At 65.4% G+C, this 20027-nt stretch carries 26 protein-coding genes; 13 read left to right on the top strand and 13 right to left on the bottom strand.

Features of this window, described 5'->3' with window-relative positions:
- Window positions 1–521 (top strand): efflux RND transporter permease subunit (locus AE618_RS21515; RefSeq protein ID WP_054211125.1); only part of this gene is annotated, 521 nt, incomplete at its 5' end.
- Here the strand turns inward: AE618_RS21515 and AE618_RS21510 are convergent.
- Window positions 474–1031: a MerR family transcriptional regulator gene (locus AE618_RS21510; protein ID WP_349236444.1), complete on the bottom strand. Its 558-nt coding sequence runs from the start codon at window positions 1029–1031 to the stop codon at window positions 474–476. The two genes, AE618_RS21515 and AE618_RS21510, sit on opposite strands and share 48 nt — an antisense overlap.
- Before the next feature lie 2 nt (window positions 1032–1033).
- On the opposite strand from AE618_RS21510, the gene AE618_RS21505 reads away from it, so the two are divergent.
- Window positions 1034–1450 (top strand): mercuric transporter MerT family protein, encoded by a 417-nt coding sequence (locus tag AE618_RS21505; RefSeq protein WP_054211124.1) that lies wholly within the window; start codon window positions 1034–1036, stop codon window positions 1448–1450.
- A 5-nt stretch (window positions 1451–1455) separates the two neighbouring features.
- Window positions 1456–1719, top strand: coding sequence for a GDCCVxC domain-containing (seleno)protein (locus AE618_RS28885; RefSeq protein ID WP_082365457.1), 264 nt, complete (start codon window positions 1456–1458; stop codon window positions 1717–1719).
- A gap of 76 nt (window positions 1720–1795) precedes the next feature.
- On the opposite strand, the gene AE618_RS21500 is transcribed toward AE618_RS28885, so the two are convergent.
- From AE618_RS21500 to AE618_RS21490, 3 genes are read right to left on the bottom strand one after another with little or no spacing between them, the layout of a single operon-like run.
- Window positions 1796–2476, bottom strand: a complete 681-nt coding sequence (locus tag AE618_RS21500) for a hypothetical protein (protein WP_054211123.1) — start codon at window positions 2474–2476, stop codon at window positions 1796–1798.
- A gap of 20 nt (window positions 2477–2496) precedes the next feature.
- Entirely contained in the window at window positions 2497–3231 is a 735-nt protein-coding gene (locus AE618_RS21495) for a HupE/UreJ family protein (RefSeq protein WP_054211122.1), read from the bottom strand.
- A gap of 51 nt (window positions 3232–3282) precedes the next feature.
- The gene (locus AE618_RS21490; protein WP_054211121.1) at window positions 3283–3669 is read right to left on the bottom strand and encodes a hypothetical protein; all 387 of its coding nucleotides are present in this window, start codon (window positions 3667–3669) and stop codon (window positions 3283–3285) included.
- A gap of 107 nt (window positions 3670–3776) precedes the next feature.
- Here AE618_RS21490 and AE618_RS21485 point away from each other — a divergent pair, with 107 nt between their 5' ends.
- From AE618_RS21485 to AE618_RS21470, 4 genes are read left to right on the top strand one after another with little or no spacing between them, the layout of a single operon-like run.
- Entirely contained in the window at window positions 3777–4055 is a 279-nt protein-coding gene (locus AE618_RS21485) for a metal-sensing transcriptional repressor (RefSeq protein ID WP_054211120.1), read from the top strand.
- A gap of 10 nt (window positions 4056–4065) precedes the next feature.
- Entirely contained in the window at window positions 4066–5373 is a 1308-nt protein-coding gene (locus tag AE618_RS21480; RefSeq protein ID WP_054211119.1) for an MFS transporter, read from the top strand.
- An 11-nt stretch (window positions 5374–5384) separates the two neighbouring features.
- Window positions 5385–5957, top strand: coding sequence for a Crp/Fnr family transcriptional regulator (locus AE618_RS21475; RefSeq protein WP_082365453.1), 573 nt, complete (start codon window positions 5385–5387; stop codon window positions 5955–5957).
- 58 nt (window positions 5958–6015) lie between these two features.
- A complete protein-coding gene (locus AE618_RS21470) occupies window positions 6016–6597 on the top strand; it encodes a hypothetical protein (protein ID WP_054211118.1) in 582 nt (193 codons plus the stop codon).
- 23 nt (window positions 6598–6620) lie between these two features.
- Here the strand turns inward: AE618_RS21470 and AE618_RS21465 are convergent, their stop codons facing one another.
- From AE618_RS21465 to AE618_RS21455, 3 genes are read right to left on the bottom strand one after another with little or no spacing between them, the layout of a single operon-like run.
- Entirely contained in the window at window positions 6621–7817 is a 1197-nt protein-coding gene (locus AE618_RS21465; protein WP_054211117.1) for an aminotransferase class V-fold PLP-dependent enzyme, read from the bottom strand.
- A 19-nt stretch (window positions 7818–7836) separates the two neighbouring features.
- Window positions 7837–8322, bottom strand: coding sequence for a Cu(I)-responsive transcriptional regulator (gene cueR / locus AE618_RS21460; protein WP_082365452.1), 486 nt, complete (start codon window positions 8320–8322; stop codon window positions 7837–7839).
- A gap of 28 nt (window positions 8323–8350) precedes the next feature.
- On the bottom strand, window positions 8351–10891 hold the full coding sequence (locus AE618_RS21455; RefSeq protein ID WP_052231999.1) for a heavy metal translocating P-type ATPase: 2541 nt from the start codon (window positions 10889–10891) through the stop codon (window positions 8351–8353).
- Window positions 10892–11077: 186 nt separating this feature from the next.
- Between AE618_RS21455 and AE618_RS21450 the strand changes: the two genes are divergently transcribed.
- The 5 genes from AE618_RS21450 (at window position 11078) to AE618_RS21430 (ending at window position 15561) form a co-directional block, all read left to right on the top strand.
- Window positions 11078–11350: a heavy-metal-associated domain-containing protein gene (locus AE618_RS21450; protein WP_054211116.1), complete on the top strand. Its 273-nt coding sequence runs from the start codon at window positions 11078–11080 to the stop codon at window positions 11348–11350.
- 78 nt (window positions 11351–11428) lie between these two features.
- Window positions 11429–12454, top strand: coding sequence for an amino acid ABC transporter substrate-binding protein (locus AE618_RS21445; protein ID WP_054211115.1), 1026 nt, complete (start codon window positions 11429–11431; stop codon window positions 12452–12454).
- A 49-nt stretch (window positions 12455–12503) separates the two neighbouring features.
- Window positions 12504–13703, top strand: a complete 1200-nt coding sequence (locus tag AE618_RS21440) for an amino acid ABC transporter permease (protein ID WP_082365451.1) — start codon at window positions 12504–12506, stop codon at window positions 13701–13703.
- Entirely contained in the window at window positions 13700–14806 is a 1107-nt protein-coding gene (locus AE618_RS21435; RefSeq protein ID WP_082365450.1) for an amino acid ABC transporter permease, read from the top strand. Before AE618_RS21440 ends, AE618_RS21435 begins: the two co-directional genes overlap by 4 nt.
- Window positions 14803–15561 carry an amino acid ABC transporter ATP-binding protein gene (locus AE618_RS21430; RefSeq protein ID WP_082365449.1) on the top strand — a complete coding sequence of 253 codons (759 nt, stop codon included), beginning with the start codon at window positions 14803–14805 and terminating at the stop codon, window positions 15559–15561. The genes AE618_RS21435 and AE618_RS21430 overlap by 4 nt, the downstream gene beginning before the upstream one ends.
- 207 nt (window positions 15562–15768) lie before the next feature.
- On the opposite strand, the gene AE618_RS21425 is transcribed toward AE618_RS21430, so the two are convergent.
- The 3 genes from AE618_RS21425 to AE618_RS28880 all read right to left on the bottom strand — a co-directional run bounded on the left by AE618_RS21425 (window position 15769) and on the right by AE618_RS28880 (window position 17309).
- Window positions 15769–16473, bottom strand: a complete 705-nt coding sequence (locus tag AE618_RS21425; protein ID WP_054211113.1) for a glutaredoxin family protein — start codon at window positions 16471–16473, stop codon at window positions 15769–15771.
- A gap of 63 nt (window positions 16474–16536) precedes the next feature.
- On the bottom strand, window positions 16537–16920 hold the full coding sequence (gene copM / locus AE618_RS21420) for a CopM family metallochaperone (protein WP_054211112.1): 384 nt from the start codon (window positions 16918–16920) through the stop codon (window positions 16537–16539).
- 56 nt (window positions 16921–16976) lie between these two features.
- Complete coding sequence (locus AE618_RS28880) at window positions 16977–17309, bottom strand: four-helix bundle copper-binding protein (RefSeq protein ID WP_054211111.1); 333 nt, start codon at window positions 17307–17309, stop codon at window positions 16977–16979.
- 484 nt (window positions 17310–17793) lie between these two features.
- On the opposite strand from AE618_RS28880, the gene AE618_RS21410 reads away from it, so the two are divergent.
- Window positions 17794–18405, top strand: a complete 612-nt coding sequence (locus tag AE618_RS21410; RefSeq protein ID WP_054211110.1) for a DUF930 domain-containing protein — start codon at window positions 17794–17796, stop codon at window positions 18403–18405.
- Window positions 18406–18444: 39 nt separating this feature from the next.
- On the opposite strand, the gene AE618_RS21405 is transcribed toward AE618_RS21410, so the two are convergent.
- The 3 genes from AE618_RS21405 to AE618_RS21395 all read right to left on the bottom strand — a co-directional run bounded on the left by AE618_RS21405 (window position 18445) and on the right by AE618_RS21395 (window position 20024).
- Complete coding sequence (locus tag AE618_RS21405) at window positions 18445–18846, bottom strand: MerR family transcriptional regulator (protein ID WP_054211109.1); 402 nt, start codon at window positions 18844–18846, stop codon at window positions 18445–18447.
- Window positions 18847–18930: 84 nt separating this feature from the next.
- A complete protein-coding gene (locus tag AE618_RS21400; protein ID WP_054211108.1) occupies window positions 18931–19584 on the bottom strand; it encodes a DsbA family protein in 654 nt (217 codons plus the stop codon).
- Window positions 19581–20024 carry a disulfide bond formation protein B gene (locus tag AE618_RS21395; protein WP_054211107.1) on the bottom strand — a complete coding sequence of 148 codons (444 nt, stop codon included), beginning with the start codon at window positions 20022–20024 and terminating at the stop codon, window positions 19581–19583. Before AE618_RS21395 ends, AE618_RS21400 begins: the two co-directional genes overlap by 4 nt.
- Window positions 20025–20027 lie beyond the last annotated feature (3 nt).

The raw sequence follows: 20027 nt of genomic DNA, 5'->3' as shown, positions 1-20027 counted from the left end.
CATTCGCGCTGGTCGGCGGCATCTGGCTGCTCTGGTGGCTCGGCTTCAACATGTCGGTCGCCGTTGCGGTCGGCTTCATTGCGCTCGCCGGCGTCGCTGCCGAGACCGGCGTGATCATGCTGATCTATCTCGACCAGGCCCTGAAGGAGGTGCGGGCGCGCTGCGCGGCGGAAGGACGAGCCTTCACCCGCGCCGATCTTCGCGACGCGATCATGCTCGGCGCGGTCGAGCGGCTTCGGCCAAAAATCATGACCGTGATCGCGATCATGGCGGGCCTGCTGCCGATCCTCTGGAACACCGGCACGGGCTCGGAGGTGATGCAGCGCATTGCCACCCCGATGATCGGCGGCATGGTCTCCTCGACCGTGCTGACGCTGTTGGTGATCCCGGCGATCTACGGGCTGGTCAAGGGCTGGGGGCTGCCGGCGGCGGCTGGGCTGTCCGGCCGTCATCCGACGGATGGCGGCGCCAATTCAGGCACGGTCGCCAGTTCGCCGATCGTGTCTGAGCCCGTCCAGTGAGCGATCAAGCGTCTTCAAGGCGGCGTCAGGCGACGACGCTTCGGGTCCGAGCATATCGAGCACGGGACATGGCGCGAGCGGCTCACTGGTGCAGCGCGCGACGGATGCGGCGAGGATACTCTCCAGCCTCGTCAGGTCTGCGAGCTTGCGACGCACCTCGGTGAGGTGCGTCGACGCGATGTCCTTGACCTCCGCGCAGGAGCCATGGCGGGGGTCGTTCAGGATCAGGAGGGCGCGAATCTCGTCGATGCTGAACCCCAGCTCGCGGCCTCGGCGAATGAAGGCCAGCCGCCTGACATGGGCGTCGTCGTAGACGCGATGGCCGCCCGACGTGCGCGGCGGCGCGGGCATCAGCCCGATAGTCTCATAGTAGCGGACCGTCTCGAGATTGACGCCTGCGGCTTGTGCAAGCTGTCCCGCGGCGATGCCTCGCGCCTTTGTGAGCATATGTGGCTTGATCCCGTAGTGGCTACGGGAGGCAGAGTGCCATGGATCGAAACGGAGCACCATTCATGTTCAGCGCGGAACTCGGAAAGTCGAGCACGACGGAGCCTCTCCCGGCGCCATCCACGCGCCTCCTGGCCGGGACGGGCGCGGTCGTTGGGATCGGCGCGCTGGTCGCATCCTCATGCTGCGTGCTGCCGATCGCGCTCGCGGGACTTGGAGCGACGGGGGCGGTCTTCAGCGGCCTTGCCTTCCTGGCCGATATCCGGCCGCTGCTTATTGCCGGCGCTGCGGGTATGCTGGCTCTCGGCTGGGCTTTTTTCTTCTGGCGAAGGCGCAGGCCGAGCTGTGATGGCGACACATGCGCCAAGCCAGGAACATCCCGCCGCACGATCGGACTGCTCGGCTTCGGCTCTCTGGTCGTCGGGCTGGCGCTCGTCTGGTCGCCCTATATCGAGCCGGCCCTGCTCAAGCTGACGCGGTGATCCTCATGCAGCTTGAATCGACTCTGACTTGTCCTCGCTGCGCCCATCAGGCGACTGAGACGATGCCGACGGACGCCTGCTGGTTTTTCTACGAATGCAAGAGCTGCGGAGTACTGCTGCGACCGCTTGAAGGCGATTGCTGCGTGTTCTGCTCTTATGGCGACGTGCCCTGTCCGCCGATTCAGGCCGCCAGCGATGGACAGCCGTCAGCGGCGGGCTGCTGTGCGCCTCGGATCGCGGCGCGAACCGGCTCCGGGGACGGATTTTAGGTCTGCGCCCAAGCGAGCTGTTTTCGGTTCGCGCCTGCCGGCCGACCCGCGTTCTCGCAGGCCGGCTGGAACCTCGTCAGCTCATGCGCTTGATCTCGGCATAGGCGCCTTTGGTGCGCAGGATGATGGTCACCGGCTTCGTGCCGCGGTTGCGCCAGAACCAGCCATGGCCGCCGTCGAATTCGGCGGTCAGCACGCCGGTATCGCCCGCTACCGCGCGGCCGGTCTTGTAGCTCTTCTCCTTGGCGCCGGGGCCGGGCGTGCCGTGCATGTCGTAGTTGACGACGCCGTCCTTGACGCTCCACTCGAAGGTGACCTTTGCGCCCTTGACCATGGTGAGCTTGTATTCGGTCCCCTTGGTCGGATCGAGCGTGATCACGGTCTCGTCGGTCTTCTCGGCCTGGGCGAGATCGAGCCGTTCGCCGGCCTGCGCAGGCGAGACGAGGAGCCCGGCCAGCGTGGTCAGCAGGCCGGAGCGCTGGTCCGGGGCCGGCGTCGCGGGGGCCGGTTGAATCGGCGTCGTGGAGAGGTCCTTCAGGCGGTCGGCCTCGGCTTCGGCTGCGAGCTGGGTCTTGATCTCGCCCATCTCGGTCAGCCTGAGCATGCGGCCGACGCCGGTGGGGTCGATCGCGTATTCGGCGGGCAGCACGATGGTCACGAGGATGCCGGCCGCCGCGACGATGGCGATGGCGGTCGAGCGCAGAAGCTGGGCGTTAGTCGGCAGTTCGGCGCGGGTCGGGATGTCGGTGTTGTACATGAGACGTGTGTCCTTGGGGTTCAGGAAACGAAATAGCCGGTGAGCTGGTAGCCGACGAGCACGAAGCCGGCGGTGAGCATCCAGACGTTTGCGGTGTAGGCATGACGCCAGAAGCTGGCCGTGCGCCGCCAGTAGCCCATGACGATCAGGATCATGCCGAGCGCCGTGAGCTGGCCGAGTTCGACGCCGACATTGAAGGCGAGCAGGTTCGGGATGAGCCCGTCCGGGGAGATCTGGTATTCCAGTATTTTGGTCGAGAGACCAAAACCATGGAACAGGCCGAAGATCAGCGTCGCCGCCTTGGTGTTCGGTTGGAAGCCAAGCCAGCGCTGGTAGGCGCCCATGTTGTCGAGCGCCTTGTAGACGACCGACAGCCCGATGATGGCGTCGATGAGGTAGCTGTTGATCCCGACGTTGAAATAGACGCCGAGCAGCATGGTCGTGGAGTGGCCGATCGCGAACAGGCTGACATAGAGCGCGATGTGCTTGAGGCGGTAGAGGAAGAAGATCACCCCGAACAGGAACAGGATGTGGTCGTAGCCCGTCACCATGTGCTTGGCGCCGAGATAGACGAACGGGAGCAGGTTCACCCCCGTGATCTCCTTGATGTAGCCCTTGTCGCCCTCGGCTACGGCGTGGGCCAGCGCCGCATCGATGCCCGGCATAACCAGGACGATCGCCAGTACGAGGGAAAGGAGCAGGCGCAAGGCTGCTTGTCGCAGCAGGCGCCGCCCTCCGGTGGAAGGTGGTTGCATGACTGATCCGATGGTTCGTCGTTGAAGGCTGCCGCGAGCGCGGCGCTGAGTTCAGGCGACGGCGGATCGAGGCGGGCGTTCCAGACCGCCGGGTCGCTCCGAGGCGGATCGCCGATGCTCGTGCCGGATCGGGGTCCGCACGAAGCGCGGCGTGCCGAGCTGGATCAGGCCGACGACATCCGCCGTCTCGTGGACATGGTCGGCGGTATTGTGCCCATGGACATGGCCTGGCAAGCGCTCGTCGGGCTCGCCCTCTTCATGGGCATGGCCGTGCTCGGCGATCGAAGCGGCGAGTTCCGCATGCCGTAAGACCTCGGCCTGCGCGATGGCGTAGGCGTTGTGCCCGGCAGAGACGTGCGCAGCCGAGAGCGTCATGCAGAGCGCCATCGCGAGGGCGATGACGAGGCTGAACCCGGCTCGAAGGCGGCGGCGCGACATGGGCAGAGCGTAGAGCCCTTCTTCTTGACGACAATTTGACCGGAGACGACGAACGACGAGTCACGTGACCGCATTGACGTATCCTACCCAGGAGGATACGGAAAGCCATGTCCGAGAGCCATCTCCACGCGACCCATCCCGCCATCGTCAAGCGGCTGAAGCGGGCCGACGGGCACCTGCGCAAGGTTATCGAGATGATCGAGGCCGGTCGTTCCTGCCTCGACATCGCCCAGCAATTGCAGGCTGTGGAGAGCGCGATCGGGCAGGCCAAGAAGACCCTGATCCAGGACCATCTCGACCACTGCCTCGACGAAGTCGTCGGGCCCTTGCCGCATAAGCAGCGCGAGGTGGTCGACGCCTTCAAGGCCATCGCGAAATACCTTTAGGGCCCACCCCATGCTGGCTATCCTCGCCAACCGGACCTATCGCCACCTCTTTCTCGCGCAGGTCATCGCGCTGGTCGGCACCGGCCTTGCGACGGTCGCGCTAGGTCTTCTCGCGTATGATCTCGCGGGTGCGAATGCGGGCATCGTGCTCGGCACAGCGCTGGCCATCAAGATGATCGCCTATGTCGGCGTCGCGCCGATCGCGTCCGCCTTCGCTGAGTGCCTGCCGCGCCGGAGCATGCTGGTGGGGCTCGATCTCGTTCGCGCGGCCGCGGCGCTGCTGCTGCCTTTCGTCACGGAGATCTGGCAGGTCTATATGCTGATCTTCGTGCTGCAGTCGGCCTCGGCCGCCTTCACGCCGACCTTCCAGGCGACGATTCCCGACATCCTGCCCGATGAGAAGGACTACACCCGGGCACTCTCGCTTTCGCGGCTGGCCTACGATCTGGAGAGCCTGCTGAGCCCGGCGCTAGCGGCGCTGCTGCTGACCGTGATCAGCTTCCACAACCTCTTCGCCGGCACGGTCATCGGCTTCATCGCCTCGGCCGCGCTGGTCGTGTCTGTCATTCTGCCGAACCCGAAGCCCGGCGAGCCGCGTGGCGTCTACGACCGCACCACGCGGGGCCTGCGGATTTACCTCGCGACGCCACGGCTGCGCGGGCTGCTGGCGCTGAGCCTCGCCGTCTCGGCGGCAGGCTCCATGGTCATCGTCAATACGGTGGTTCTGGTTCAGGCGACCTATGGCCTGACGCAGCAGGCGACCGCGCTCGCGCTGGCGATGTTCGGCGCGGGCTCGATGACGGCCGCCTTCGCGCTGCCGCGCCTGCTCGACCGCCTCGACGACCGCAGGCTGATGTTGATTGCCGGCGCTGCGCTTCCGGTCCTATTGATGCTGGGCACGCTGGTTCCCGGCTTTTCCGTCCTGCTGCCGCTCTGGTTCGCGCTCGGCTTCTCCTACAGCCTGACCCAGACGCCGTCGGGTCGCCTTTTGCGGCGCTCTGCCCATCCGGAGGATCGGCCGGCGCTGTTCGCCGCCCAATTCGCCCTCTCGCATGCCTGCTGGCTGATAACCTACCCGGCGGCGGGCTGGCTGGGCGCGACGATCGGCTTGCCCGCGACATTCGTGGCGATGGCGATCATCGCCGGGCTGGCGCTGGCGATCGCCTTGCGTGTCTGGCCGGCGGGGGATCCCGACGAGATCGAACACGAGCATCCCGGCCTCGAAGCCGACCATCCGCATCTGGCGGGTGCGGGCAGGCGGCATCGGCATGCCTTCGTGATCGACCGAAATCATCTTGCCTGGCCGACGCGCGGCTGAGCGGCTTGAGCATGGGCCCGCTATCGGAAATCGTTCCTATTATCCGACATCTCGCCGCAGGCGAGACGCTGTTTGCGGCCGGGGACGAAACGCGCGGCTTCTTTATGGTGCGCACGGGACGCGTCAGGCTCGTGCGCTTCGGCGGCGATGGCCGTGAGACGGCGCTGTTCACCGCTGGGCCGGAAGAGCGCTTCGCCGAGGCCTCACTTTTCGCCGAGCGCTACCATTGCGACGCCATCGCCCTGAGTGAAGCCGTCGTCGCGTGCTTTCCCAAGGCCGCCAGCCTCGCGCTACTGGGCGATGATGCGACCGCACGGCTCGACCTGACGGCCGATCTCGCCCGGCAGGTGATGACGCTCCGCGCGCGGTTGACGGTGCGCGACATCCGCTCGGCGCGCGAGCGGGTGATCGCCTTCCTCGTCGCGGAAGCCAGCGAAGACGGACGCACGGTCGCCTTTGACGGCTCGCTGCGGGACATCGCCGTCGCGATTGGCCTGACGCCCGAGGCGTTCTACCGGACGCTGGCCCGACTTGAGGCGCAGGGGACGATTTCACGGAAGACCGGCCACATTGTCCTGACATGATCTCGATCATGTCGCGATGTCACGATCTCCGGCAGGTTGGGCGCGAAGGAGAACCCCGATGAGCCGCCTCGCCTTGACCACCATACTCGTTTTGATCTCGGCAGGCCTCGCGTCGGCCGCGCCGGCATGGGGGCAGACGCACAGCTCCTATGCCGGCGAGCAGAGCCGGGCGATCAAGGCGCTGTCGCCCAAGGAGTTCGACGATCTCGCGCAAGGCCGCGGCATGGGCCTCGCCAAGGCAGCCGAACTCAACCGCTATCCCGGGCCGATGCACGCGCTCGAGCTTGCGGACCTGCTCAGCCTGTCAAGCCGTCAGCGACAAGCGTTGGAGTCGATCAAGGCGCGGATGAACGTCGAGGCGAAGGCGGTTGGCGGAGAGCTTCTGGGCCTCGAACGCGAACTGGACGCAGGCTTCGCCGCCCGCAAGATCGACGCGCAGCGCCTCAAGGCGCTGACGGAACGGATCGGCGTCAGGCAGGGAGCCCTGAGGGCGGTCCATCTCGTCGCCCATATCGAGACTGCGGCGGTGATGTCGGCGGAGCAGATCGCGCGATACGATCACCTGCGCGGCTATGGCGGCAATCGAATCGCGCCGATGCCGGAGTCAGGGCATGGCGGCCACGGTGCGCCCAAGCACTGACCGTCGATCGACCAAGCTCCGCGTCAACCGCTTGCAATGATGTCGTTCAAGGCGTCCACGAACAGGTCGATCTCATCCTCGGAATTGTAATAGTGCGGCGACACGCGCAGAACGGTCGGGAGATTCCGGGCGCTGGCGTCGAGAAGCGTGCTGTTCGGCTTCGAGACGCTGACGTTGATCGCCCGTTGAGTCAGCTCCGACCGGATCGCTTCCGAGGCAAGACCGCTGACCGCGAAGCTTACGATCGCAGCGCGATCACGTCCGAGATCGTGCAGTGTCACCCGTGGCAAGCGTTCGAGTTCCGCTTTTACATGGTCGGTGAGGTGCAGGCAGCGAGCCCTGATGGCGTCGAGGCCGAGACCGAGCGCGTAATCGACCGCGGCGCCCAGTCCAAGCCTTGCGGCGTAGTTCTTCTCCCATGTCTCGAACCGGCGCGCATCCGGCCTCAGCGCATAGCGGTCGGCGCCAACCCAGGGCGCGCCGAAGTGGTCGATCATCGCCGGTTCGAGTGTCTCGAGCATCGCCCGTCGGACGTAGAGGAACCCCGTGCCGCGCGGACCGCGCAGGAACTTGCGTCCCGTTGCGGCGAGCAGATCGCAACCGATCTCTTCGACATCGATCGGGAGCTGACCGACCGCCTGGCAGGCGTCAAGGAGGTAGGTCACGCCATGACGGCGCGCGATCTTCCCGACCGCAGCAGCAGGATTGATCAGCCCGCCATTTGTAGGGATCCAAGTGATGGCGATGAGCTTGACCCGCTCGTCCATCATCGCTGCGAGAGCATCCGGATCGAGAGCACCCGTCTCGTCGTCGGGCACGACCTCGATCGTGACGCCGGTTCGGCGCGCCATCTGGAGGAAAGCAACATAATTTGCAGCGTACTCGGCGCGAGCGGTCAGGATCCGATCGCCCGCCTGGAAGCGCTGCGCATAGAATGCCATCTGCCATGCGACGGTCGCGTTTTCCGTCAGCGCGATCTCGTCATCGCCGGCATTGATCAGCCTGGCGACGGAGGCATAGACGGCCGAGACGGCCTCTGCCCTCATGTCGGCGGCCTCGTAGCCGCCACGCATCGCTTCAAGATCGAGGTGATCCTTCATGGCCGCGATGACCGGCGCTGGCATGAGGCTGGCGCCGGCGTTGTTGAGATGGATGCGATGAGCGGTGCCGGGTGTGTCCGCGCGCAAGCTGGCGATATCCAGTCGGTTGATCTGATTCACGTGTCGATCGCCTTGCCGGTCAATGCCGGCGGCTGAACGTGTCGCCCTCGTCGCATGTGCAGTCGGCGTGTGTTTTCGCCTTGCCGCGCTTTTTCTCAGCAGGCGGTTGGCGGGCGTCGGGAAGCGCGAGATCGGCCAGGATCGGGCATTCGGGCCGGTCGTCGCCGTGGCAGGTCTGGGCCAGATGCCGGAGCGTCCGTGACATGGCCTGAAGCTCGTCGATCTTGGTCTCTAGATCGCGGACATGCTTCATCGCGAACGTCTTCACGTCGGCGCTGGCCCGGCTCTTGTCGCGCCACAGCGCCAGAAGTTCGCGGGCCTCCTCGATCGAGAAGCCCAGCGTGCGGGCCCGCTTGATGAAGCGAAGCTCGTGGATCTCCTCGGCCGTGTAGACCCGGTACCCAGCCTGGGTGCGGATTGGCGGCTCGATCAGGCCGATGCTCTCGTAGTAGCGGATCATCTTCGCGGTGACGCCCGATGCCGTCGCCGCCTGGCCGATGTTCATGTCGATAGCTCCTGGTTCTGCAACAGATTCATTCGGCGGGCGCGAGCTGCGCCGGGCGGGAGGGCTCCGGTTCGACCCGGGCCCGCCGGCCGAAGCGCTTCAGCCGCAGCGCATTCGCCAGCACGCTGACGCTGGAGAGCGCCATGGCGAGGCCGGCGAACATCGGCGACATCAGCACGCCGAAGGCCGGATACAGCGCACCGGCTGCAACGGGGATGAGCACGACGTTGTATCCGAAGGCCCAGACGAGGTTCTGGCGGATGTTGGCGATCGTGGCCTGCGACAGCGCGATGGCCGTGGCGACGCCGGAGAGATCGCCGGACATGAGCACGACGTCGGCGCTCTCGATCGCGATGTCAGTGCCGGTGCCGATCGCGATGCCGACATCGGCCTGCGCCAGCGCCGGCGCATCGTTGATCCCGTCACCGACGAAGGCGACGCGGACACCGCCGACCTGCAGCAACTTGACTACCTCGGCCTTGCCGGTGGGCAGCACCTCGGCCACGACCTCGTCGATTCCAAGCCGGGCCGCGATCGCCTTGGCCGTGCGCTCGTTGTCGCCGGTGATCATGACGACGCGCAGGCCGAGGCCATGCAGCGCGGCGATGGCGGCGGGCGTCGTCTCCTTCACGGGATCAGCGACCGCGATGATGGCCGCGAGCCGGCCGTCGATCGCAGCAAAGAGCGGCGTCTTGCCGGCGTCGCCAAGTTGCGCGGCCTGCTTGGCGAAGGGCGAAAGATCGAGACCAAGACGACGCATCAGCCGATCGGCGCCGACCTCGACGCGACGGCCATCGACACGCGCCGCCGCCCCGAATCCGGGCTCGCTGGAGAAGTCCGTCGGCTCGGCCAGCATCAGTCCGCGCTGCCTCGCACCGGCGACGATCGCCTCGGCCACGGGATGCTCCGAGAGGGTTTCAACCGTGGCCACGAGGCGCAGCACCTCGTCCTCCGCGAACCCGTCCGTCACCGCGATGTCGGTCAGTTCCGGCCGGCCCTTCGTCAGCGTGCCCGTCTTGTCGAGCGCGATGACCTTTGAGTCCTTGAGGCTCTGCAGCGCTTGCCCCTGCCGAAACAGGATGCCGAGCTCGGCGCCCTTGCCGGTGCCGACCATGATCGAGGTCGGCGTCGCCAGGCCCATCGCGCATGGGCAGGCGATGATCAGCACGGCGACAGCGTTAACGAGCGCGTAGGACAGCGCCGGGCTCGGGCCGAAGATCAGCCAGATCGCGAAGGTGAGCAGAGAAAGCCCGATCACGGCGGGCACGAACCACATCGTCACCCTGTCAACGACCGCCTGGATCGGCAGCTTTGCGCCCTGCGCCGCCTCGACGGTCGCGACGATCTGCGCGAGCAAAGTGTCGGCCCCGACCTTGCGAGCGCTGAAGCGGAACGAGCCCGTGCCGTTGACCGTCCCGCCGGTGACGGCAGAGCCAGCCTGCTTGCGGGCCGGGATCGGCTCGCCGGTGATCATCGCCTCGTCGACATAAGACGATCCGGAGACGACCTCGCCATCGACGGGGATGCGTTCGCCCGGCCGCACGATGACGACGTCGCCGACGATCACCGTCTCGATAGCCACGTCGGCCTCGCTGCCGTCGCGCAGCACGCGCGCCGTCTTGGCCTGGAGCGACATCAGCCGGCGGATCGCCTCGCTCGTCGAACCCTTGGCGCGCGCCTCGATCCAGCGCCCGATCAGGATCAGGGTCACGATCACCGCGCTCGCCTCGAAATAGGTGTATTCGGTCCCGTCCGGCAACAGGCCGGGCATGAAGGTCGCTACGCTCGAATAGAGGAAGGCCGCGGTCGTGCCGAGCGCCACCAGCGAGTTCATGTCCGGAGCGCCACGCAGCAGCGCCGGCCACCCCTTGCGGATGAAGCGCTGGCCGGGCACCGCCATCACGAAGCCGGCGAGCAGGAACGACAGCACCTTGATGTTGAACTCGCCGATCCGGCCGGCAAGAAAATGGTGCAGCGTCTCGGACATGTGCATGCCCATCTCGAAGACGAGCAGCGGCAGGGTGGCGATCGCCGCCAGGACGACGTCACGGCGCAACCCCGAGAGTTCGGTTTCCCGGGCCTGACGTTCGCGGTCGGCTGTATCGACCGCATTCCGGATCGGTTCGGCCTCGTAGCCGGCGGCGGAGACTGCCTCGACGAGCGAGGGCGCCATCTCCGGCCCGCCCAGCACGCGCACGGATGCACGCGAGGTCGCCAGATTGACGGCTGCGTCGAGGACGCCTGGCACCGCCTTGAGCGCACGCTCGACTCGCCCGACGCAGGAGGCGCAGGTCATGCCGGAGACACTCAACTCGACGACGCTCTCCCTCGGCTCGTAGCCCACCTTGCGGATGGCCGCGTCAATGGCCGCCGTCTCGACCCTGCCGGACGAGAGGGCGACGTGCGCCCGCTGCGTCGCCAGGTTCACCGAGACGCCACCGACGCCCTCGACCCCTGCGATCGCCCGCTCCACGCGGCCGACGCATGAGGCGCAGCTCATTCCTTCGACAGGAAAATCCAACTGAATGCCGTGTGAGGCCGGGTTTCTGGCCATCGTTGCAGTCGACATGACGTGTCTCCGAACTGTGATGGCAAGGGATATGGTGCTTCCCATAATGGTAAGGTCAAGCGCTATCGGAGCGTTCGAAGAAAAATTCTTCGGACGCGCCGAGGCGGCGAAAAAAGCCTCTTGACCTTACCACTGTGGAAAGCCGCAGCCTCCTTCTCACCCGCACATCAACAGGAGGCTTCAGCCATGTGCTCGTGCCAGCAACATTCCAATTCCACATCCGAAACCGTCGCTACCCCATCGGCAAGCGGGCTCAATTTCCGCGTAGACGACATGACCTGCGGCCATTGCGCCGGCACGATCAAGAAGGCGATCGAGACGACCCTGCCTGGCACGACCGTCGATGCCGATCCGGCCTCCAAGCTCGTGAACGTGACGGGCTTCGGCGACTATGCCGCCATCAAGGCGATCGTGACCGACGCTGGCTACACGCCAAGCGCCGCGCCCGTCGCAGCCTGAGTGAAATCCGGGGGCAGAAAGCGGCACGAGGTCGTCTGACCTACGCAAGCCGCTCGTCCCGCAACAGAGGGGATTGTCATGAAGAGCATCATTCTGGCCGCGCTTGCTCTTGCCGGCGCGGCCGCCCTCCCGGCGGAAGCTGCCGAGGGCGACACCGTCAAGGCCATCAGGGCGCGGGGCGAGCTGCTCTGCGGCGTCTCGACCGGCGTCTCGACAGGCATGTCGACACTGGACAACCAAGGCAACTGGAAGGGTATGGAGGTTGAATTCTGCCGGGGCCTGGCTGCTGCGATCCTCGGTGACGCCAGCAAGGTGAAGTTCGTCCCACTCGAATTCCGGGTCGCCTTCACGACGCTGCAGTCCGGCGCCGCCGACATCCTGGCGCGCACGGCGACATGGAGCTACTCGCGCGACGCCTCGCTCAACCTCGATTGGGCCGGCGTCTACATGTATGACGGCCAGGGTTTCATGGTCGCGAAGAAGCTCGGCGCCAAGAGCGGCAAGGACCTGAACGGCGCGTCGATCTGCGTCTCGGCCGGCACGACGTCGGAGCTGAACCTCGCCGACTACTTCCGCTCCAACGGCATGAAGTACACCGTCATCACCGGTTCGACGCGTGAACAGAACCAGCAGAGTCTGGAGTCGGGCCGGTGCGACGCCTATTCCAACGAGCGCGGCGGCCTTGCGGCGAGCCGAACGGCGATGAAGAACCCCGATGACTGGGTGATCCTGCCGGACGTCTTCTCGAAGGAGCCGCTCGGGCCGACGCTCCGGCAGGATGACGCGCGCTTCCGCGACATCGTGGCCTGGACCCTCAACATCATCATCGCCGCCGAGGAATTCGGCGTGACGAAGGCGAATGTCGCCGAGCAGGCGGCGAGTTCGACCAACCCGGAAGTCCAGCGCATGCTCGGCAAGACGGGCGAATTCGGCAAGATGCTCGGGATGGAGCAGGACTGGGCCGTCAAGGTCATCGCGGCAACGGGCAATTATGGCGAGCTCTACGAGCGCAACCTCGGGTCGGGCAGCCCGATCAAGCTCGATCGCGGCCTGAACTCGCTCTGGAGCAAGGGGGGGCTGCTCTACAGCCCGCCTTTCCGGTGAACGAGGTGCGGCGGCTCAGCCCGCCGCACCGCCTCCTGGAGCATCGGTCATGACATCGACCGGGTTGAGTACGCCACAGATCGCGGCACGACCGGTGACGCTCGGTCGAAATCTTACGGGTCGGCAGCGCCGCCATATCCTCTACCAAGCCGCGTTCCTGCTCGTGCTTTGCGCCTTGCTGTGGCTTGCCTGGCGCAACGTGGAGGCCAACCTCGCCGTGCGCAAGCTCGCGCTCGGCTTCTCCTTCCTGCGGCAGGAGGCCGGCTTCGGCATTTCCTTCAGCATCATCCCATATGCGGAAACCGACACCTACCTGCGGGTTTTCGTGGTCGGCCTGTCGAACACGCTCCTCATTGCCTTGCTCGGCATCATCGCGGCGACGCTTCTCGGCTTCGCGATCGGCATCGCGCGCCTCTCGCCGAACTGGGCGGTGGCGAAGGCTGCACTTGTCTATATCGAGACCGTCCGCAACCTGCCCCTGCTTCTGCATGTCCTGATCTGGTACAACGTCGTGATCCGGTCGCTGCCGCCCTCCCGGCAGGCCGTCAACCTGCTCGACGCCGTCTTCCTTAGCAACCGCGGCATCTTTGTCCCGTCGTTGGAGACGAGCCTGGGTTGGGAGACGCTCGCGCTGTTGGTAGGCGGAGCGGTTGCCGCGATCGCAGGCATCCTTCGCCGCGCCCGACGCCGGCGCGAGGAGACCGGACAGCCGACGCGTGTGGCGATCCCGATCGTCTTTATCTTGGCCGGCGCACTGCTCCTTGTCGCTGGATGGGGCCAACTCCGCGTGAGTTGGCCGGCGCTGCAGGGGTTCAACTTTTCCGGCGGCATGGCGCTGTCGCCGGAGCTCTCGGCGCTGGTCGTGGCGCTGGCCGTTTACAACGCCTCCTTCATCGCGGAACTGGTACGCGGTTCGATCGAGGCCATCGGCAAGGGTCAACGCGAGGCGGCCGCGGCGCTGGGGCTCGATCGCGGCAGGATCTTGAAGCTGGTGATCATCCCGCAGGCGATGCGCGTGCTCGTCCCGCCGCTGACGAACCAGTATCTGCATCTCGTCAAGGCGTCGTCGCTGGCGACCGTCATCGGCTATCCGGACCTCGTCAACGTCTTCGTCGGCACGAGCCTTAACCAGACCGGGCGGGCGATCGAGATCATGGCGATGACAATGGCCGTGTACCTCGTGCTCAGTCTGGCGATCACGGGACTAAGCAACCTGCAGTCCCGCCGCCTGAGGCTCGTCGAGCGATGACTGCCGTGGTCAACTCGAGCCGCGTCGAGCGGAGCCCGGCTATTGCGCAATTGAGAAGGCGTCTCGCCTGGGCGCGCGCCAATCTGTTCGCTCGGCCGATCGACGTGCTGCTGACCTCAACGATCGCCGCAGCCGCTGTCGCGCTGCTCTGGGCGATCGTCCCGTGGGCATTCATCGACGCGGTCTGGGTCGGCGAGAACCGCGCCGCCTGCCGACCGGACGCCGCCTGTTGGGCCTTCATCGTCAACCGGGGCGGTCAATTTCTCTACGGCTTCTATCCCCAGCCGGAGCGCTGGCGCGTGAACGCCGTATTTTTGATCTTCGCAGTATCGGTCTTCTTGCTGCTGCGGCGCGACACCCCAGGCAAGCGGGTCGTTGCCTTCTTTCTCCTCCTTGTGTTCCCCATCCTGGGCTATGTCCTGCTCCACGGCGGCGTGGCGGGGCTGTCGCGTGTGACGACCGATAAATGGGGCGGGCTTTCGCTAACGCTTCTTCTCGGCGTCGCCGGAATCGTCGTGTCGTTCCCAATCGCGATCGTGCTGGCGCTGGGTCGGCAGAGCGAAATGCCGCTGTTTCGATGGGCGAGCATCGCCTACATCGAGATCTGCCGCGGACTGCCGCTCATCGCCGTGCTGTTCATGGCGCGGATCCTCCTACCTTACGCCTTTCCGGTTGGCTCCGAGTTCGATCCCCTCGCGCTCGCGGTCACCGGCATCATCCTGTTCGAAAGCGCCTATCTCGCGGAAGTGTTCCGAGGAGGCTTCCAAGCGATCCCGAAGGGTCAGGCCGAAGCGGCCGCCGCGATCGGGTTCGGCTACTGGCGGACCGCGATCTACGTCACGCTGCCGCAGATGTTGCGCGTCGTGGTTCCCGGCGTCGTCAACAACGCTATCGCGCTGGTGAAGAACACGACGTTGGTCGTGATTCTGGGGCTCTTCGAGGTCCTGAACATCGTCGCTGCCGGCGCCGCCGATCCCGACTGGCTGGGGCTCCACGCGGAGGGCTACGTCTTCGTCGGGCTGGTCTTCTGGGGGCTCTGTTTCGCCATGTCGCGCTACAGTCAGAGCCTCGAACGCGAGCTCAAGGCGGCGGAACGGTCATGATGTCATCGTCCAGCCGCCCGATTCTCGAGGTCTCCGGGCTCAACAAGTGGTTCGGCGCCATGCACGCTCTGCGTGACGTCGATCTGACCGTCGGGGCCGGAGAGCGCATCGTGGTCTGCGGTCCGTCCGGTTCGGGCAAGTCAACGATGGTCCGATGCATCAATGCCCTTGAACGCTACCAGAAGGGTCTGATCCGATTGGAAGGGGAGGCTATCAACCCCGATTGCGATAGCGTCCTCGGGGCGAGGCGCGCGATCGGGATGGTTTTCCAGGCGTTCAACCTCTTTCCGCATCTCAGCATCCTCGACAACATCACGCTCGGCCCGCGCAAGCTGCTCCGGTTGTCGAGGCCTGACGCCGAGAGCGCGGCGATGATCCTGCTCTCCCAGGTCCGGATGGAGGATCAGGCGCGCAAGATGCCATCGCAGCTCTCGGGCGGACAGCAGCAGCGGGCCGCGATCGCGCGCGCATTGGCCATGAACCCCAAGCTGATGCTGTTCGACGAGCCGACCTCGGCCTTGGACCCCGAAATGGTCAAGGAGGTTCTCGATGTCATGACGGCCTTGGCGGAAGCCGGGACGACGATGATCTGCGTGACCCACGAGATGGGCTTCGCCAAGGCGGTTGCGGACCGGATCGTGTTCATGGACCAAGGTAAGATCGTCGAGACCGCTGATCCCACTGCGTTCTTTGCCGGCGACTGCTGCGATCGGGCACGGAGCTTTGTTGGCACCACCACCTCCGGTCAGGCCTAGCGTTATCGTCGTGATCTGATCGGGATTCAAAGCAGATGAGCAAGAAACTTTATCGACTTTCAATGCCGGTCGGTGCGCAAAAAAGTCCGCGAAAGCGGAAGGTCAACAAGACGATTCTGAGGGGATCTCTAGCTAGTTTCAAGAAACTTATCTTGTTTATGTCGTTAGCAACAATAGTATTTATTATCTTAACAAATAGATGAATATCTAGCGCATGCCGAAGCTCATCCAGGCCGCCATGGCGACCATCATGAGATTCTCGGTCAACGACACGAAGCCGAGTGGAACCCTGCTACTTCCTCCGACGCACGCGCATTTGATCTGGCGACGGTCGATATAGACCGCCTTTATTACAGACGCAGCGCCAACCGTGCCGATGAAGGCCGCGACTGGGATGGAGAGCCAGGTTAGCGCGCCGGCGATCATCAGGACGCCCGCCGTCAGCTCGGCGTACGGATAGACATAGGAGTAAGGCACCCAGCGCCGCGCCAGAAGGTCGTAGCCGAGGAACATGGTCGAGAAGCTCTCGACGTCCTGAAGCTTGAGCAGCGCCAGGATGCACATGCTGAAAGCGATGAACCACTCCAGCGAGTGCAAATCGAGAAGACGACCCGAGCTAGCCCAGTTGGCCGCGAGCGCCATCAGTGCCGCGACGGCAAAGACCCAGATGACGGGCGTATAGCTGGTCGCCCCGGGATCGGCGACGCTCAGCCCAAAGAAGCGACGCAGATCGTCGTAGCCGCCGACGCGTTGTCCGTCGATGAAGGTCTGCGGCGTGGTCTTGACGTCGTGCTCAAGCTTGAAGGCGTCGGTCTCAGCCCTCGAGGTCAGCCAGCGATCTTCGACGGTGTAGCCGCGGCGGCTCAGCAGGTCCCGCGCTTTCAGCCCGAACGGGCATTCGTGCTCCGGCATGACGATCCGGTGGATGGTGGCGCGAGGTTTATCGGTTGTCACCGCCACGACTTCACCGCGGCGCTACTTGCCCTTGGTCTTCAGCCAGGTGTCGATCGTCGCAATCTCTTTCTCTTGAGCAGCCACGATCTCCTCCGCCAGCTTCTTGGCCTCGGGATCCTTCCCGTTCACCAGCTCCACCTTGGCCATGTCGATCGCGGCCTGATGATGGCCTTTCATCTGCTTCATGAAGTCGACATCCGCGTCGCCGGTATAGGCCGGCATCCCGCTCATCATCGTCATCATCGACTGCTTGTAGCCCTTGGTAGCCGCCGAATCGGAGTTCATCGGCATCATCATCTTCATGTGCGTAGCAGTGTCCATCGCCGGTTTGGAGGCCGGTTGCTGCGCACATGCCGCAGAGATGGCGAATGCGGATGAAAGAACGATAAGGCTGATCCGGATCATGATGCTGGTATCCTTGTCTGGACGGGATGGCTGAGTTGATGGGTCCGAGGCGGCGACTAGGCCGCCATTGTCCGGCAGCTTTCGGCGCAGGCGCGGCAGGCCCGGACGCAAGCGTCCATATCCCCGAGACGCCCGCATTCGGCGGCGCAGTCCGCGCAGATGTCGGCACACTCGGCGCAGAGATGCTTATGGTGCGGCGATCCGATCAGCATCACATGCGCGGTGGCGCGGCAGGTCTCGGAGCAGGCGAGCATAAGCTTGATGTGTTCGGGGCAGGCGTGCGCGCCGCCGACCTCAAGGCAGTGCCCTGTGCTCATGCCGAGACAGGTCTGATAGCAGCTTAGGCAGGCGTCAATGCAAGCCTGCATTCTGGGATCAAGGTGATGCATGGATATCTCCCAAGCGGTTCGAACCGGCGCTGGTCCTTGCGAAGGAGACGCCGGTCGGTGGGCAACGTTCCCGCCTGCAACAATCGGTAACAAATGCTCGGGTCTGATCGGGTGCTCTGCCCCCTTGGCCTACTCAGTCGGACCACGGCCAGTTGCCGTTCTGCCAGCCGAAGGTTGACTGAAGGCGACGGAGCGGCGGCTTCTCCCACGTTGCGAGTATCAAGGTGCGAGCACGCTGAAAGACAGCCCGCCCTTCCGACTTGACCCTGTAGCGAGTTCAGGGTGCATCCTGGCGATTGTATGTGTCCCACTCAAGCGCCGCATGAGCGCGCTCTGAAAGTCGGAGCAGTTGTCGGGCCCTGTGCCGCCGGGCTGCTCCACGAGGAGCCCATCTCTGATCCGCTCCAAGACGAAGTCGGTCCGACCGCCAGGGACCAGGCAGTACCGTGTCGTCCTGCTGTCGGCGCTCGTTCATGCGTTGCTGTTGGCCGCCGTCGGGATGAGCGCCCGTCGCGACGTCTCCGCCATGCGCGAGGAGGTGACGGTCGAGCTGGTCACTGAGATCCCGAGGCCGCGCGAGGACGTGCCGCCCAGCTCCCCGCGGATCGAACGGGCTCCCGCCGCGCCCGTCGAACTTGAGGCGAAACGACACGAACCCGACGCCGGGCGCCAGCCCACGCCCGGTCCCCAGGAAAACGAACCGCCCCGGCAGGCGCTGCGATCCAGGTCGATCTTGTCCGACCCGCGCAGCAAGCAGGCACGGGAAGTCCTGGGCCGAACGGAGCCGTTCGAGCGCGCGACCCAGATCTGCAACCTTGAGGTGATGGCTCAGATCAATGGTCGCGAGAGGTCGCAGCGGGCGGATTTCGTGAATGCCGAGGCGACGGCGCCGGTTCAAATCCGCGATTCCGACATCGAGGCGGCTGGCGCGGCCTATCGAAGCCGCGACAAGTGGTTTCGGCTCCGGTTCACCTGCAAACTGAATCGTGCAGGCGACGAGGTCGTCGATATCCGGTTCACGCCCGGCGCGCCGATACCGCGCCGCGACTGGGAAAAATACTCGCTTATGATCGACGATCACCCGATGCATGATTGATCGAACGACGCCTCGCAACTGCTTGCCTTTGGATCATCCTCACGGCGTGAGGGCGCCGATGACCCGGCAGTCGGAGACGATCCCGCAACCGCACTGCTCGATCATGCGGTTCAGATCGTGCCTCAGCGCCTGAAGATCGGCGATTTTCCGCTCGACCTCGATCAGATGCGCTTTCGCGATCACGTCGACGGCAGCGCAGGGGCCGGCGCGATCATCGGACAGCTCCAGCAGCACCCTGACCTGATCGAGCGGGAAGCCCAGCGAGCGGGCGCGGCGGATGAATCTCAGGCGATCGAGGTGGCTTGCCTCATAGGCGCGGTAGTTTCCGCCGGTCCTCGCCGGCTCCGGCAGGAGGCCAGATTTTTCGTAGAACCGGATCGTCTCGACCTTCGTTCCGGTGTCCCGGGCGAGGTGGCCGATGGTCAAGGCCTTGGCTTGCATGACGGCATCCATCCAAGAGGGCGGCGCTGTGAGCGCCGAGGCCGCAGGCTCCGGAGCTTCGTCGGGCCTGCGGCGGTGGCGAGCCTATTTCCGCGCCTTCTCGACCTCGCGCTTGACCATTTCGTAAAGCGGGCGCGGGCCGAATTCGGTGAGAGGTTGGCCGTTCACGAAGAAGGTCGGCGTCCGGGTCACCTCAAGCGCCTTCACGTCCACGGCGTCCTTTTCCAAGGTCGTCTGGAAGTCCGGCCGGGCTGCGTCGCGCTTACCGCGCTCGATGTCGAGCCCGGCGTCCTTCGCCCGCGCCCACGCCTTCTCCAGATCGGGTTTGTCGTGGTCGGCCCATTCCGGCTGGAATTCCAGCAGCGCCGCGAGGACGGGTTCGAACTTGCCCTGAAGGCGCGCCGCTTCGAGGATCTTGACGGCCTGATCGGAGCCTTCATGGAACGCTGCGTACCGGATCACGAGCCGTGCATCGTTCGGGAACAGGGCCAGAATCTGCTTGAGCGGCGGATAGAAGGCGCGGCAGGCCTCGCAGGACGGGTCGAAGAACTCGACGATCGTGACGGGCGCGCTCGCGGGGCCGATGACCGGCGAGTGGTCGCGGACCAGCGCCTCAGTGCGCGAGGCCGCGATGGCGCGGGCCCGCTTGGCCTGCTCGTTCTTGTGGAAGACGGTCGCACCGGAGAAGAGCGCGAGGGCGGAGACGCCGGTGAGGACGACGATAGCGCGGCGGTTCATGATGCGGCCTTTGGTCTGGAGCCGATGAGCGCGACGGCAATCGCGAGGAAGGCCGCGAGAGACAGGTACGGCAAGGGCAGCATGCCCAGGATCGTCATGTCGGCGCTGGCGCAGGAGGGGCCCTGCGAGCAGGGCTGGATGCCCTCAGGAATGAAGCCGGCGTAAAGCAGGCTGTGGAACCCGGCGATCGCCATGCCGATGACGGCCAAAGGCAGGCCATAGCGCCAGGCGCCCGCGTCGCCCCGGTAGCTCGCCACCGCGAGCAGGATCGCGAGCGGGAACATGAAGGCGCGCTGGTGCCAGCACAGGCTGCAGGGCGCTTGGCCGACGACCTCGCCGATGAAGAGCGCACTGAGGCTCGCCGCGACCGCGACGATCCAGGCGATGAAGAGATAGAGCCAGCGGTCGTGCCCGCTGGCGGCGCTGTCGCTGCCGGTCATGTG

The organism is Allobosea vaviloviae, assembly GCF_001298265.1.
In the GTDB taxonomy this organism is placed as follows: domain Bacteria; phylum Pseudomonadota; class Alphaproteobacteria; order Rhizobiales; family Beijerinckiaceae; genus Allobosea; species Allobosea vaviloviae_B.
This window is presented reverse-complemented; position numbering and strand designations above follow the sequence as displayed.

Excerpts from the sequence above, each read along its gene's own strand:
- AE618_RS21470 (WP_054211118.1), top strand. The coding sequence starts at position 6,016 with ATGAGCCGCCTCGCCTTGACCACCATACTCGTTTTGATCTCGGCAGGC.
- AE618_RS21405 (WP_054211109.1), bottom strand. The coding sequence starts at position 18,846 with ATGCAAGCCAAGGCCTTGACCATCGGCCACCTCGCCCGGGACACCGGA.
- AE618_RS21435 (WP_082365450.1), top strand. The coding sequence starts at position 13,700 with ATGACTGCCGTGGTCAACTCGAGCCGCGTCGAGCGGAGCCCGGCTATT.
- AE618_RS21430 (WP_082365449.1), top strand. The coding sequence starts at position 14,803 with ATGATGTCATCGTCCAGCCGCCCGATTCTCGAGGTCTCCGGGCTCAAC.
- AE618_RS21400 (WP_054211108.1), bottom strand. The coding sequence starts at position 19,584 with ATGAACCGCCGCGCTATCGTCGTCCTCACCGGCGTCTCCGCCCTCGCG.
- AE618_RS28880 (WP_054211111.1), bottom strand. The coding sequence starts at position 17,309 with ATGCATCACCTTGATCCCAGAATGCAGGCTTGCATTGACGCCTGCCTA.
- AE618_RS21485 (WP_054211120.1), top strand. The coding sequence starts at position 3,777 with ATGTCCGAGAGCCATCTCCACGCGACCCATCCCGCCATCGTCAAGCGG.
- AE618_RS21395 (WP_054211107.1), bottom strand. The coding sequence starts at position 20,024 with ATGACCGGCAGCGACAGCGCCGCCAGCGGGCACGACCGCTGGCTCTAT.
- AE618_RS21450 (WP_054211116.1), top strand. The coding sequence starts at position 11,078 with ATGTGCTCGTGCCAGCAACATTCCAATTCCACATCCGAAACCGTCGCT.
- copM (WP_054211112.1), bottom strand. The coding sequence starts at position 16,920 with ATGATCCGGATCAGCCTTATCGTTCTTTCATCCGCATTCGCCATCTCT.
- AE618_RS21445 (WP_054211115.1), top strand. The coding sequence starts at position 11,429 with ATGAAGAGCATCATTCTGGCCGCGCTTGCTCTTGCCGGCGCGGCCGCC.
- AE618_RS21500 (WP_054211123.1), bottom strand. The coding sequence starts at position 2,476 with ATGTACAACACCGACATCCCGACCCGCGCCGAACTGCCGACTAACGCC.
- AE618_RS21495 (WP_054211122.1), bottom strand. The coding sequence starts at position 3,231 with ATGCAACCACCTTCCACCGGAGGGCGGCGCCTGCTGCGACAAGCAGCC.
- AE618_RS21425 (WP_054211113.1), bottom strand. The coding sequence starts at position 16,473 with ATGCCGGAGCACGAATGCCCGTTCGGGCTGAAAGCGCGGGACCTGCTG.
- AE618_RS28885 (WP_082365457.1), top strand. The coding sequence starts at position 1,456 with ATGCAGCTTGAATCGACTCTGACTTGTCCTCGCTGCGCCCATCAGGCG.
- AE618_RS21440 (WP_082365451.1), top strand. The coding sequence starts at position 12,504 with ATGACATCGACCGGGTTGAGTACGCCACAGATCGCGGCACGACCGGTG.
- AE618_RS21480 (WP_054211119.1), top strand. The coding sequence starts at position 4,066 with ATGCTGGCTATCCTCGCCAACCGGACCTATCGCCACCTCTTTCTCGCG.
- cueR (WP_082365452.1), bottom strand. The coding sequence starts at position 8,322 with ATGAACATCGGCCAGGCGGCGACGGCATCGGGCGTCACCGCGAAGATG.
- AE618_RS21475 (WP_082365453.1), top strand. The coding sequence starts at position 5,385 with ATGGGCCCGCTATCGGAAATCGTTCCTATTATCCGACATCTCGCCGCA.
- AE618_RS21510 (WP_349236444.1), bottom strand. The coding sequence starts at position 1,031 with ATGGTGCTCCGTTTCGATCCATGGCACTCTGCCTCCCGTAGCCACTAC.
- AE618_RS21505 (WP_054211124.1), top strand. The coding sequence starts at position 1,034 with ATGTTCAGCGCGGAACTCGGAAAGTCGAGCACGACGGAGCCTCTCCCG.
- AE618_RS21490 (WP_054211121.1), bottom strand. The coding sequence starts at position 3,669 with ATGTCGCGCCGCCGCCTTCGAGCCGGGTTCAGCCTCGTCATCGCCCTC.
- AE618_RS21455 (WP_052231999.1), bottom strand. The coding sequence starts at position 10,891 with ATGTCGACTGCAACGATGGCCAGAAACCCGGCCTCACACGGCATTCAG.